At 44.9% G+C, this 12,566-nt stretch carries 12 protein-coding genes and 1 riboswitch; of the genes, 3 read left to right on the top strand and 9 right to left on the bottom strand.

The window, feature by feature from the left end; genetic code table 11:
• Positions 1–43: 43 nt before the first annotated feature.
• Positions 44–508: a transcriptional regulator AsnC gene (asnC, locus tag RH85_RS13475; RefSeq protein WP_006713163.1), complete on the top strand. Its 465-nt coding sequence runs from the start codon at positions 44–46 to the stop codon at positions 506–508.
• Positions 509–578: 70 nt separating this feature from the next.
• Here asnC and tsrA read toward each other — a convergent pair whose 3' ends face one another.
• Positions 579–863: an H-NS-like global regulator TsrA gene (tsrA, locus tag RH85_RS13470; RefSeq protein WP_005599967.1), complete on the bottom strand. Its 285-nt coding sequence runs from the start codon at positions 861–863 to the stop codon at positions 579–581.
• Positions 864–1,045: 182 nt separating this feature from the next.
• On the bottom strand, positions 1,046–2,200 hold the full coding sequence (locus RH85_RS13465) for a multidrug effflux MFS transporter (protein ID WP_050799199.1): 1,155 nt from the start codon (positions 2,198–2,200) through the stop codon (positions 1,046–1,048).
• A gap of 140 nt (positions 2,201–2,340) precedes the next feature.
• On the opposite strand from RH85_RS13465, the gene RH85_RS13460 reads away from it, so the two are divergent.
• Together RH85_RS13460 and RH85_RS13455 are read left to right on the top strand one after the other, a co-directional pair.
• Entirely contained in the window at positions 2,341–3,282 is a 942-nt protein-coding gene (locus RH85_RS13460; protein WP_006713159.1) for a LysR family transcriptional regulator, read from the top strand.
• A 145-nt stretch (positions 3,283–3,427) separates the two neighbouring features.
• A complete protein-coding gene (locus RH85_RS13455) occupies positions 3,428–5,215 on the top strand; it encodes an aminopeptidase P family protein (RefSeq protein ID WP_006713157.1) in 1,788 nt (595 codons plus the stop codon).
• Between the two features lie 131 nt (positions 5,216–5,346).
• Here the strand turns inward: RH85_RS13455 and thiH are convergent, their stop codons facing one another.
• From thiH to crcB, 7 genes are all read right to left on the bottom strand, one after another.
• The gene (gene thiH / locus RH85_RS13450; protein ID WP_006713155.1) at positions 5,347–6,459 is read right to left on the bottom strand and encodes a 2-iminoacetate synthase ThiH; all 1,113 of its coding nucleotides are present in this window, start codon (positions 6,457–6,459) and stop codon (positions 5,347–5,349) included.
• Positions 6,460–6,468: 9 nt separating this feature from the next.
• On the bottom strand, positions 6,469–7,233 hold the full coding sequence (locus RH85_RS13445) for a thiazole synthase (protein ID WP_006713152.1): 765 nt from the start codon (positions 7,231–7,233) through the stop codon (positions 6,469–6,471).
• A 2-nt stretch (positions 7,234–7,235) separates the two neighbouring features.
• Positions 7,236–7,445: a sulfur carrier protein ThiS gene (gene thiS / locus RH85_RS13440; protein ID WP_006713151.1), complete on the bottom strand. Its 210-nt coding sequence runs from the start codon at positions 7,443–7,445 to the stop codon at positions 7,236–7,238.
• A complete protein-coding gene (locus RH85_RS13435; protein WP_006713150.1) occupies positions 7,445–8,218 on the bottom strand; it encodes a HesA/MoeB/ThiF family protein in 774 nt (257 codons plus the stop codon). The genes thiS and RH85_RS13435 overlap by 1 nt, the downstream gene beginning before the upstream one ends.
• Complete coding sequence (locus RH85_RS13430) at positions 8,208–9,467, bottom strand: thiamine phosphate synthase (RefSeq protein ID WP_006713149.1); 1,260 nt, start codon at positions 9,465–9,467, stop codon at positions 8,208–8,210. Before RH85_RS13430 ends, RH85_RS13435 begins: the two co-directional genes overlap by 11 nt.
• 2 nt (positions 9,468–9,469) lie before the next feature.
• Positions 9,470–11,407 carry a phosphomethylpyrimidine synthase ThiC gene (gene thiC, locus RH85_RS13425; RefSeq protein WP_006713148.1) on the bottom strand — a complete coding sequence of 646 codons (1,938 nt, stop codon included), beginning with the start codon at positions 11,405–11,407 and terminating at the stop codon, positions 9,470–9,472.
• A gap of 146 nt (positions 11,408–11,553) precedes the next feature.
• Positions 11,554–11,652, bottom strand: a riboswitch (TPP riboswitch).
• Between the two features lie 54 nt (positions 11,653–11,706).
• A complete protein-coding gene (crcB, locus tag RH85_RS13420) occupies positions 11,707–12,096 on the bottom strand; it encodes a fluoride efflux transporter CrcB (RefSeq protein WP_006713147.1) in 390 nt (129 codons plus the stop codon).
• Positions 12,097–12,566 lie beyond the last annotated feature (470 nt).

The following is a 12,566-nucleotide window of genomic DNA, read 5'->3' as shown; positions in this document are numbered from 1 at the left end:
TACTCATCTCGACTTAAGTGCTTCAACACAGACAGGATTTTTTATGCAAGTGCATGCTAGCAAACTCGACGACCTTGATAAGGCAATTTTAAAAACACTCATGGCCGATGCTCGAAAGCCGTATGCAGAGATGGCAAAACAGTTTGATGTCAGCCCTGCCACCATACATGTGCGTATCGAAAAAATGAAAGCAGCGAATGTTATTCAAGGAACGGAAGTCATCGTGGATACCAAGAAGCTAGGCTACGATGTATGCTGTTTTATCGGCATCAATCTTAATGCCGCGCGTGACTACCATTCGGCACTGGCTAAGCTCAATGCCCTCGAAGAGGTCGTAGAAGCCTATTACACCACTGGCGCATATAACATCTTCGTCAAACTAATGTGCCGATCGATAGAAGAATTACAATATGTTCTTATTGATAAGCTACAAGCGATCGATGAAGTTCAGTCGACTGAAACCCTGATCTCACTGCAAAACCCTATCAATCGTAACGTTAACCCTTAGCTGTTTCTAAGGAAATACAAATCGCAGATATAAAAAAACCCGCCTTAGCGAGTTCTTCTATGACGCTTCACTAGCGCGATGCAAGGTAATGTTGTAGCTCTTCTACGGAAATACCTTGGTCGGCAATTTGTTTTGCGAGGATATCCACTTGCTCATCTTTACGAGCAGCGATCACTTGCTGAAAATGATAAATAATATCGCGTAAGACTGGCACCGGTACTTGCTTGGCAGCACTCTGAATGCGTTCGCCACTTTGATTACCTAGTTCACCAAGTAATTTACCAAACATAACTTTCTCTGGAGCGGTATCTAGTTGCTCCAATAAGCGAGCCATCTCGTAAGTCGTCAGAGACATGTTATAAAAAAATCCACTAGCTAAAACAGAACGTTAAATATACAACGTTTTATGCATTTCGCCTAGTTATAAGCCTGTTTCAAGCGGCGAAATACCTTTATTTACTGGCGTAAAACGATGTAATAACCTCGACTCGAATTTATCATCACGCATCACTGTCGACCATTGAACTCGTGCAACAGTTAAGCCGTGACTTGGTGCCATGAACGACCAGACTTGGTAAACAAGACCATTAACCAAGGCATGACAATCAGCATCTGAATCGCGATTAGCGTTTGCGGCTCTAAACCCAGACGTTGCACTAACGCAATAACCAAACCAGAACCACTCATTTGGAATAAACCAAGTAACGCTGCCGCCGTACCCGCTTTATCTCCAAACGGTGCTAAAGCTTTACCCGCTGCGGCGCCTAATATCCAAGCAAAACCAACCGATGAAAGGAAGATAGGCAGCATAAAGGCTAATGGACGATCAATAGAGGCCAGCATCAACATAAGCACACCAGAGAGCATCAGAACAATTAAACCAATCATCAAGGTCGCACGAGTGCCCATCTTATCCATACATTTTGGCGCAGTCATACAAGCGATAATATTGATTGCAGCGTTCAAGCCAAACCAAAATGTAAACTCATTCATGTTCAGACCCAGTTTAGCCATCAAGACAACCGGCGCTGATGTTACATAAGCAAGAATAACCGCCATTGCCAGCATACAAAGGCTAGCATGAAAGAGAAAAGTGGGCGTTTGCAAAATACTAATGTAGCGCTGCAGTTTAAAGACTGGCTCTTTACTTGGTGCGAGATTGGTCTCTTTCATACCAATAATCATCATGGCCAATACTGTAATAGCAAAGCCAGCCATGAAGCTAAAATTACTTCGCCAACCAAATTGTTGGGTTAGCCAACTCCCAAGAATTGGGGCTAATGCCGGGATGAAACAAATTGCGCCATTTAGATAACTGATCATTTTGCCACTTTTTTGCGGACCAAATAGATCGCGAACGGTTGCAAAGGCTGCTACAGAAGTCGCACATGCTCCTAAGCCTTGTAGCAAGCGAGCCACCAGCATCCACTCAATGCTTTGAGCACTCCACGCCAATAAAGCACTCACGCCATAGATACCAATGCCACCCAAAGCAACCGTTCGACGTCCTAGCTTGTCTGCAAGTGGGCCGGCAAAAAGCTGACCAATACCCATGGCAAACAAGAACCAACTAATCGTATCTTGTACTTGTGCATGTTCCACGTGAAACGATTCTTGCATTAAAGGAAACGCTGGTAAGTAAATATCAATCGCCAATGGACTGAATAAAACCAACAGTGTAAGCAGAATCATTTGAGATTTAGACGGTGAAATTGAAGCAGAATGTGGCACAAGCAAACCATTAGTGGATGAAATTTCCCGTAGTGTAAGTTAGGCTAGATATGACATCCAATGACATTAAGTCATTGGAGATATTCTAATTAGGAATAGTGATGAATATTGAAAAACTTGCCCGTATTGATCTCAATTTACTGGTCTGTTTAAAGGTTCTGACTGAGGAACTCAACGTAACTCGCAGCGCCAATCGCCTCTGCTTATCTCAGTCAGCGGTCAGTAAAAACCTCGCTAAACTGAGAGTACAATTTGATGATCCCCTGTTCATACGTAATGCTCATGGTCTAACGGCCACACCAAAAACACTATTTCTTAAACCTAAGCTGGATAATTTGATCCATCAGCTTGAGCAATTGACCCAACCGGAACAGTTTTCGCCACAATCGAGTGACTATCGCTTCCAGATAGCCGCAGTAGAGAGCGTCTACCCTTTGATACTGCCGCACTTCTTACCACAAATATTTAAGCAAGCACCCAACGTAACCATCAGTACCCACCCTTGGAACGACCAAACCTTTTCGTTACTGCAGCGAGGCGAGCTTGATTTGGGTATTACAGGCAAAGATATCGACATCAACGACGCGAAGCTCACCATGCTGCCCCCTAATGATATTTGCGAGCAAGAGATCTACCGAGATAACCAAATGTGTTTGCTGCGCAAAGATCACCCTGCATTGATACAACCATGGAATTTAGCTAATTATTTAAAACAACGCCATGTTCAAGTTCGGTGCGACGGTAACGACAGGTGGCTGCTTGACTATCGCCTCGCAGATATGGGGGCAGAGCGCGACATCGCCGTCACCGTTCCTGATTTCAACAGCGCAGCTAGTCTATGTAGCTACACTGACTTTGTTTTTACTGCACCGAGTCATTTTGTTCACCTCGCCGCGAGTCAGAATAACTTAACCGTTCAACCTTTGCCGCTCGAATTTCCTCCAATGGCATACACTCTGTTTTGGCATCGAGACCGAGAAAATGACCCCGCTTTGTCGTGGTTACGTTCATTGATTACTGAGAAAACGAATTCGCTAAGATAATGAATCGCGTGCTTAAAACACTATTTCCTACTTGGTTATTTTTAGATGAGCCAGCTAAAGTTTGCAGCGCTGCAGCAAAAATAGTAGCTTATTCTTGATTATTGCTACGCTTGCGCGAGCACTCTATATTGAAGGATTAACGACCATGCCAACAAACACTGAACAGCGTTTGAGCGCCATTAGACAATGGCTTGTTCAGCACGATATCGACGCACTTTTAGTGCCTCATGAAGATGAATACTTAGGTGAATATGTACCTGCTCATAATGAACGCCTACATTGGCTAACGGGCTTTACTGGTTCAGCGGGCGTGGCGGTCATCACCCAACAAAAAGCCGCTATTTTCGTAGATGGTCGTTATACCGTGCAAGTCACCAAACAAGTGCCTTCATCATTATTTGAATATCGTCATCTCATCAATGAACCTGCTTTAGAGTGGATTACCGAGCACGTGAGCGCGGGCAAGAAGATAGCAATCGATCCACGCATGCATTCTGGCTCATGGTTGGAAGCCGCCCAAACCAAGTTATCTAAACAGCATCAAATGATTATTCTAGATAGCAACCCTATCGATGAGCTTTGGCATGATCGTCCAAGCGCTATTGTTTCTGATGTTCACCTGATGGCAACCGAAACAGTGGGTCAATCAAGTGAGAGTAAGCGCCAACAAATTGGTGCTATGGTTGCTAAACAAGATGGCGATAGCGTCGTTATCACCGCTTTGGACTCTATCTGCTGGTTATTAAACTTACGTGGACTAGATGTATCACGCCTACCAGTACTGCTCTCTCACGCCATCTTACATAGTGATGGCCAGGTTGAATTTTTCCTCAATCCTAAGCGCTTACCATCGGGGTTTGCAGAGCATGTTGGTGCCGGTGTCACTGTGTATCACCCTGAGCATCTGCAAGCTCGTTTAGAAGCATTAAGTGAGCATAAGGTCCTGCTTGACGCCAATACCAGCAATGCTTGGTTCAAATTAGTACTGCAAAACTGTGGCGCGAAAGTGATGGCCTCAGCCGATCCATGCTTAATGCCCAAAGCAGCTAAGAACGCGACGGAAATTGCAGGCATGAAAGCTTGTCATGTACGTGATGGCGTCGCGATGGTGACATTCCTATCTTGGCTTGATAACGAAGTGGCTCAAGGTAATTTACATAACGAGGCACAGCTAGCTGACAAACTTGAAGCCATTCGCCGTCTTGACCCGACTCTAGTGGACTTAAGCTTTGATACTATTTCTGCCGCTGGTGGTAATGCAGCAATGTGCCACTACAATCATGAGAACCAACCGACACCAGGGCAATTAACACTCAATAGCCTCTACTTGGTCGATTCCGGTGGTCAGTACTTAGATGGCACAACCGACATTACTCGCACCATCGCGATAGGCCAACCAAGCAAGGAAATGATTAAGCAATTCACTCTGGCTTTAAAAGGTCATATTGGTCTGGCACGCGCGCGCTTCCCGCAAGGTACACGTGGCTTCCAATTAGATACTCTCGCTCGTCAACATCTCTGGGCTGAAGGCTACGACTATGACCACGGTACTGGCCATGGTGTTGGCCACTTCTTGAGTGTGCATGAAGGCCCAGCGAGCATTTCAAAACGTTTGATTGATGTGCCGCTAGTGGAAGGTATGGTGCTGTCAAATGAGCCGGGTTATTACCGCGCTGAGCAGTTTGGTATTCGTATTGAAAATTTAGAATTGGTGGTTGAGTTACCTACGCAAGGTGATTTTCCGGTGCTAACGTTTGAATCGCTAACTCGCTGCCCAATTGATGCTCGCAATATCGACATCAATCTACTTACCCGCCCTGAACTTGCTTGGCTTAATGACTACCATACTAAGGTATGGGACGACTTAAATACGTTGGTTGATGGGGAAGTCCAAACATGGCTACGTAACGCGACCTTACCTCTCAGTCACTAAGTACTCAGCCACCAAATACTCAACCAACACTCACGACTGATTAAGTTCCTGTAATTAAAACAGGCTTCCATTTGGAAGCCTGTTTTATGTTTCACGTGAAACATCGTAACCCAAAGCAATTGCTCGAACGTTCAACCAGAATAGGCGCAATGCCAATCGCGCCAAACCGGGTCAAACCCCTTACTGCGAATCATCGCTTCAACGTGACTGGCGCTACGTTCATCACTTATCTCAAATTGTTCTAGTTCACTATCTTCGAGTGCATAACCGCCCGGCTGAGTCTTCGACGCTGCCGACATTGCAGTAATACCAAGTGGCAACACATTGTCGCGAAACACTTCACTTTCTCGCGTTGAAAGAGACAACTCGACCTCTGGGTTAAATAAGCGATAAGCACAAATTAACTGTACCAATTGTTTATCAGACATCACAGATTTAGGTTGTAAGCCACCTTCACAAGGACGTAGTCGTGGGAACGAAATGGAATAACGCGTTTTCCAATAGCGTCGCTCTAAATAATCAAGATGAGCGGCCACATAAAAACAGTCGGTGCGCCATTCTTCCAAACCTATCAAAGCACCAATCCCTATTTTATCAATCCCTGCTTTGGCAAGACGATCGGGGGTCTCTAAGCGAAATTCAAAATTGGTCTTATTGCCACGCAAGTGATGCTCTGCGTAAGTTTTTGGATGATATGTTTCCTGATAAACCATCACCGCATCAAGCCCAAGCGTCTTCAATTCAGCATAGTCGTGCTGCTCAAGCGGCTGCACTTCCATCGCTAAGTAGTTAAAGCTTGGCTTGATCACTGGTAACATCTGGCGAAAATAGTTCATACCGACTTTGGTTTCATGCTCACCGGTCACCAGTAAAACACTATCAAACTTCATCGCTTTGATTGCGGCCACTTCAGCTTCAATTTCTGGCTCGGTCAAGGTCCGGCGCTTAATACGATTCTCCATAGAAAAACCGCAATAACTACAAGCGTTCGCGCAGAGATTGGAAAGATACAAGGGAATATACAATGACATCGTATTACCAAAACGCTTACGAGTAAGAGCGAAGGACTGTTGTGCCATCTGCTCCAAGTAAGGTTCCGCAGCCGGAGAAATCAGTGCTTTAAAATCTTCTAAATCGCGCTTTGACTTAGCTAATGCTATTTCGACATCCTGAGCCGTTTTCGCATATATAGAGAGCGATATATCATCCCAGTTTAATTGGTTAAACCTTTCGACAAAACTCATACCGCCAACCTAGTTATCCAAAAATGAAGTTAAAGGGCTGGATGCAACGGCATGAGAGACTCTACCCGCCAATCCAGATTCATACGCAATACGGCCCGATTCTACAGCCAAGCGAAATGCATTGGCCATCGCAACCGGATTACTTGCAGCAGCGATAGCCGTATTCACTAGTACAGCATCCGCCCCCATTTCCATTGCTCTGGCCGCGTGAGAAGGCGCACCAATACCCGCATCAACCACGACCGGAACTGAAGCTTGATCGATTATAATCTCGAGAAAATCCTGAGATGCGATACCTTTGTTAGAACCTATCGGAGCGCCTAAAGGCATCACGGCAGCACAACCTACCTCTTCGAGCCGCTTACACAGCACCGGATCTGCATGACAATAAGGAAGCACAATAAAACCATCTTTGACCAACTGCTCTGCCGCTGCGAGCGTTTCAATCGGATCTGGCATAAGGTATTTAGGGTCGGGATGAATTTCCAATTTCAACCAATTAGTACCCAGCGCTTCACGGGCAAGGTGTGCCGCAAAAACCGCATCGCGAGCATTTTTCGCCCCAGAGGTATTAGGTAATAAGTTCACACCAGCTTTAACTAACGGCTGCAAGATGTCATCTTGCTTATCATGAATATCGACTCGCTTTAGGGCCATCGTCGCGAGTTCAGATTGCGACGCAATAATGGCATCAGCCATTAGTAAACTATTGGCAAACTTGCCGGTACCGGTAAATAAGCGAGATTGGAAAGTTTTATCCGCAATCTTTAACATCGTTAGCCTCCTGCAATGGCTTGAAACAGCGATATCTCATCGCCTTCACATAGCAAAGTGCTGGCCCAAACACTGCGCGGCACAACTTGATTATTAATAGCAAAGACACATCCTTGATGTGGCAGCTCAAACTGACTAATAACTTGTTCTAAATTCGCACCAAACGGTATCTGGTGCGAAGTATGATTAACATGGATAGTAATCGTGTCCATTATTCAACCTTGGTTAAATCAGTCATCGACGTGCATACCTGGCAATGGTTATCAGGCACGACGTTAATGGTTTGCCATTGCATCGTTTGACCATCAAACAAATGCAGTGTGTTTGCCTCTAGCATAAACTGCCCGCTCGATAGTTTTTGAATCGCCGCTAGCGCTTGGTAATTGCCGAGAATGCCTACCACTGGGCCAATAATCCCTTGCTCACTGCATTTTGCACTCTGGCTCATTTCATCAAATGGGATCAAACATCGGTAGCATGGCGAGCCTGGTTGATAATCAAAGAGACTAAACTGACCTTGCCAACCAATTGCTGCTGCTGAAATCAACGCGGTTTTTTGACGATAACAAAGACGATTCACCTGCTGTCGAGTCACTAGGTTGTCACTACAATCCAGCACTACATCGGCCAGCATAATCTCCAGATTTAATTGCTCATCTGACAAACGATACTCCAACGCTCTTACATCAATCATTGGATTCAACTGCCGAAGTTGATTGCTCAGCGCCTGAGCTTTATTGAGCTTAAGATCACTTTGTCGATAGGCAACTTGTCGTTGTAAGTTACTTTCTTCAACGACATCATCATCAACAATGACCAGCCTACCAATACCTGCGGCCGCCAAATAGAGTGTTGCAGCTGACCCTAGCCCACCACAGCCGATAACCAAAACATGAGCATCAAGTAATGACTCTTGCCCATGTTCACCCAACTCAGGTAGGCAAATTTGTCTTTGATAACGAACAAATAGCTGATCAGATAGCATAGCCTGCCCCTCGCTTCGCGACACTCGACGATTCTCGCGGCTGCATTATCTGCGCAAAACCTAGCATAGTACGCTTCGGTTCCGCCGCTAATGTGATAGCCCGCACCACGGCCAAACTGGATACCCCACAACACCAAACCGCAGGTGCGGTCTCAAGATCAATGCCTCCAATCGCCACGGTTGGATAACCCAATTCATGGTGAAATGGTATGGTATCAATTAGGCGCTGATAGAGAGCTAAACGAACTAACCCCTGCGGTTTCGAAGGCATCTGTTTCGTTGTTGTCGGGAATATATGGCCAAGCGCGATATAACTCGGCTGCAACTGACTGATCCTAAGTAACTCAAAATAACCATGCGTTGATAAACCAAGGCGAATGCCTGCTTGGTTAATTAAAGATAGATTAGCTTGTTCAATATCCTCTTGACCAAGATGTACTCCATAGGCGCCATGCTTAATTGCCAACTGCCAATAGTCATTGATATACACATGGCCGTTGTATTGCTTACCTAACGCAATGGCACGCGACACTTGCGCTTCCAGATCCACTTGAGAAGCATCTTTAATTCGTAACTGCAGCGTTCTAACGCCGAGTTTCAATAACCTTTCAATCCATTCGACACTATCGACTACTGGATAGAGCCCCATTTGTGTTTTATCAAGATAAGCAAAGGGCTGCATTTTGCACTGAGTAGACCAATCAACCTGAATACCAAGTCGTGGATCATCTAATACTGGACGAGGATAGTGCCTATACTCCGATGCCCATGTTTCACGTGAAACATTCATCATTGCGCGCGCCACTGTAAGGCTGTCTTCAATTGGGAAACCTAAACTAAGCAAGGTCACAACCCAAGAGAGATGGCGTTGCTGCTGATTAGCATCAAGAAATTGAGGTGAGTAAGACAGCGCACGAACTTCATCAGCTAAGGGGTGATACCATACGTCCAAACAATTGTGACTATCGACTAACCCTACAGCGATCAAACTGCGCTGACTGGGAGCTGCAACCTCAGAGGACTGCGGGGTATAGCTTAAGTAAAAATCACTTACCCCACTCGCCGAACCAATCAAATCAGCCCCAATAACCAACTCTATATCCGCGAGCTTTATTTCGAATTGTGACGCTGAGCTAACGCCCAACGTCACCTCTTCGACCGCAAAACCATTTTGCTTTGCTACCAATAATGCTTGCTGAATATGCGCCGTTAGTTCTATCGAAGATGATGGAACCAATATTTCGACCATGATTATTCTGCCTCAGACGTCACCGCAGGATGATAAAGCTCAGAACCTGTCGCCCTAAACTCAGCTGATTTCTGCTTCATACCTTCAAGAGGGTCATCAAGCATCTTAATTGAGATAGCCTGATCGGCGGCAACCTGCTCGGTATCTTTAGCGTATTCACGAACTTCTTGTGAAATTTTCATTGAGCAAAATTTAGGACCGCACATAGAACAGAAGTGAGCCACCTTGCCGGATTCTTGTGGCAAGGTTTCATCATGGTAAGTACGTGCCGTTTCTGGGTCCAAAGACAAGTTAAACTGATCTTCCCAACGGAACTCAAAACGAGCTTTCGATAAGGCATTATCGCGAATTTGCGCGCCAGGGTGACCTTTGGCCAAATCCGCTGCATGAGCTGCTAACTTATAAGTAATCAGCCCTGTTTTAACATCTTCTTTGTTTGGGAGACCTAAATGCTCTTTGGGTGTGACATAACAGAGCATTGCACAACCGTACCAGCCGATCATTGCAGCACCAATCCCCGAAGTAATGTGATCATAACCAGGAGCGATATCTGTAGTCAGTGGCCCCAAAGTATAGAATGGCGCTTCATGACAATGCTTTAGCTGCTCATCCATATTTTCCTTAATCATATGCATCGGTACATGACCAGGACCTTCAATGATCACCTGAACATCATATTCCCATGCGATTTTGGTTAGCTCACCCAATGTACGTAATTCGGCAAATTGCGCTTCATCATTAGCATCAGCGATCGACCCAGGACGCAAGCCATCCCCTAAAGAAAGAGCGACATCGTACTTGGCACAGATTTCACAGATTTCACGAAAGTGAGTATAAAGGAAGCTTTCCTGATGATGAGCAAGGCACCATTTGGCAATGATAGATCCACCACGAGAGACGATACCAGTTACACGCTTGGCGGTCATTGGAACGTAACGCAACAGCAAGCCAGCATGGATAGTGAAGTAATCTACTCCTTGCTCAGCTTGTTCAATTAGCGTGTCACGCATCACTTCCCAGTTAAGATCTTCAGCTACGCCATTCACTTTTTCTAACGCCTGATACATTGGAACTGTGCCTATTGGCACCGGACTATTACGCAAAATCCACTCGCGCGTCTCATGAATATTTCGCCCAGTAGAAAGGTCCATGACAGTATCGCCGCCCCAACGCGTAGACCAAACGAGCTTTTCAACTTCTTCTTCAATCGATGAGCTAACCGATGAGTTACCGATATTGGCATTCACCTTCACTAAAAAGTTACGGCCAATAATCATCGGTTCAGATTCTGGGTGGTTGATATTGGATGGGATAATTGCACGCCCTTCTGCGACTTCCTTACGCACAAATTCAGCGGTAATATCTTTAGGCAAGTTAGCCCCAAAATTTTGCCCAGGGTGCTGCTGAGTAAGCATTTCATCATGGTATCGAGCGCGGCCCATATTCTCACGTAGAGCAATATATTCCATTTCAGGCGTGATGATACCCTTACGAGCATAATGTAATTGAGTAACGCACTGACCTTGTTTGGCATGACGAATTCTTGGTAAATTGCCATAACGGAGATCATTTAGTGTTTCATCGTCTAAACGCTCTTTCGCGTATACCGAGCTAACATCATCGAGAATAAGAGTGTCATTACGCTCTTCAATCCATGTTTCTCTAAGTTTCGGTAAGCCGCTATACAGATCAATCACATGTTCTGGATCGGTATAAACACCAGAGGTGTCATATACACGCATCGGTTCATTGGGCTCGAAAATTGGAGCTTCTTTTGTGCCACCAATCAAACTATCAGCTAAAGTGATTTCACGCATAGGTACGCGCACATCAGGGCGTGAGCCCTCTATATAAACTTTACGGGAATTTGGGTACGGTTGTACCGAGAGAGTATCAATAAACTGTTTAGCTTCCAGTCTTGCTTGTTTGCGAGTCGACATAGCATTTTTCCTTGCTCATTTTTTATAAAACGTATGGGATAAAAATGCTTGGCGGAACGATATGACAAGAGGAATCGAGTGAGCCTAAGAAATAGAGCAACACTGATAATGAGATGATTTCACAGAATGTAGCAGAACATTAGGTGTAACGATCTTCTCTTGTTCCCTACGCAGGTCTTAGCCTGATCAGGTTCTACGGATCCCGAATAAACGGTCTCAGCCAAATGGCTCTCCGACAAGTGAAGCAATTATAAGCAATTTGGGGACTGAAACCAAGTCAACCACATCGCAATTGATAACTAAATATTAACTTTCATTAAAAGTTGAAAACCAATCCATGCAGCCGAAATACTTAAAACGACATTCAGCAACACGTTAAGACCCATCTTCAGGAAAGCACCTTGTTGCATTAACAGAACGTTATCCATCGAAAAAGTAGAGAAGGTTGTCAAAGCGCCAAGAAAGCCAAGTCCGATAATTTGACGCCATGGTTCAATCGCTAGCACTTCACTTTCGAATGCCGCAATAAGCAATCCCATGATAAACGAACCAACAACGTTGACCGTCAGTGTCCCATAAGGAAATCCACGGCCAAGCAATAAAACACATAGTTCGGAGATCAAATAGCGTGAACATGCACCAAACGCACCACCCAGTGCAATAAAACCTAAAATGGAAAGCTGTCCCATAAATCCCCCAATATTTTCAATGGCTATATTCTAGCCATTTCCTATCGATATAGACACTAAGACAAAAATAAATTCCAATATATTGAGACTAATGATGTGACCAGATTTTAAACGTTACAGGAGTCACTTTAGCCAACATACCTGTCACAATGAATCAGATTTCAGTTCAACGACTATAAAGACCGAGCTTTTGGATCGAATATTCAGCACAGTCTCTTATAGCGCACATATGCCCCTCTTAGGCCCGAAAGCATTCTACCTTGCATGGTGAAGAGTAATTGATAAAAACAGCCTTACAAAGCTGTACAAGTTCAATTAAAACAAGAGTAGAAGCCATATAGCAGAGTTGAAGAGATTCAAGTCCCAACATACGCAGTTTTGTAATTCGCGGGACCCGCTGTTCTGCTAGTTTGGCGATAACCCATAACGTACAGATGTAAAAAAGCCCCAGCATTTCTGCTGAGGCTTAG

Origin of the sequence: Vibrio ichthyoenteri ATCC 700023 (assembly GCF_000222605.1) — a bacterium.
In the GTDB taxonomy this organism is placed as follows: Bacteria; Pseudomonadota; Gammaproteobacteria; order Enterobacterales; family Vibrionaceae; genus Vibrio; species Vibrio ichthyoenteri.
This window is presented reverse-complemented; position numbering and strand designations above follow the sequence as displayed.

Coding starts and splice junctions, on each gene's coding strand:
- asnC (WP_006713163.1), top strand. CDS start 44: ATGCAAGTGCATGCTAGCAAACTCGACGACCTTGATAAGGCAATTTTA.
- thiC (WP_006713148.1), bottom strand. CDS start 11,407: ATGTCGACTCGCAAACAAGCAAGACTGGAAGCTAAACAGTTTATTGAT.
- RH85_RS13435 (WP_006713150.1), bottom strand. CDS start 8,218: ATGCTATCTGATCAGCTATTTGTTCGTTATCAAAGACAAATTTGCCTA.
- RH85_RS13430 (WP_006713149.1), bottom strand. CDS start 9,467: ATGGTCGAAATATTGGTTCCATCATCTTCGATAGAACTAACGGCGCAT.
- tsrA (WP_005599967.1), bottom strand. CDS start 863: ATGTCTCTGACGACTTACGAGATGGCTCGCTTATTGGAGCAACTAGAT.
- crcB (WP_006713147.1), bottom strand. CDS start 12,096: ATGGGACAGCTTTCCATTTTAGGTTTTATTGCACTGGGTGGTGCGTTT.
- RH85_RS13455 (WP_006713157.1), top strand. CDS start 3,428: ATGCCAACAAACACTGAACAGCGTTTGAGCGCCATTAGACAATGGCTT.
- RH85_RS13465 (WP_050799199.1), bottom strand. CDS start 2,200: ATGATTCTGCTTACACTGTTGGTTTTATTCAGTCCATTGGCGATTGAT.
- RH85_RS13460 (WP_006713159.1), top strand. CDS start 2,341: ATGAATATTGAAAAACTTGCCCGTATTGATCTCAATTTACTGGTCTGT.
- RH85_RS13445 (WP_006713152.1), bottom strand. CDS start 7,233: ATGTTAAAGATTGCGGATAAAACTTTCCAATCTCGCTTATTTACCGGT.
- thiS (WP_006713151.1), bottom strand. CDS start 7,445: ATGGACACGATTACTATCCATGTTAATCATACTTCGCACCAGATACCG.
- thiH (WP_006713155.1), bottom strand. CDS start 6,459: ATGAGTTTTGTCGAAAGGTTTAACCAATTAAACTGGGATGATATATCG.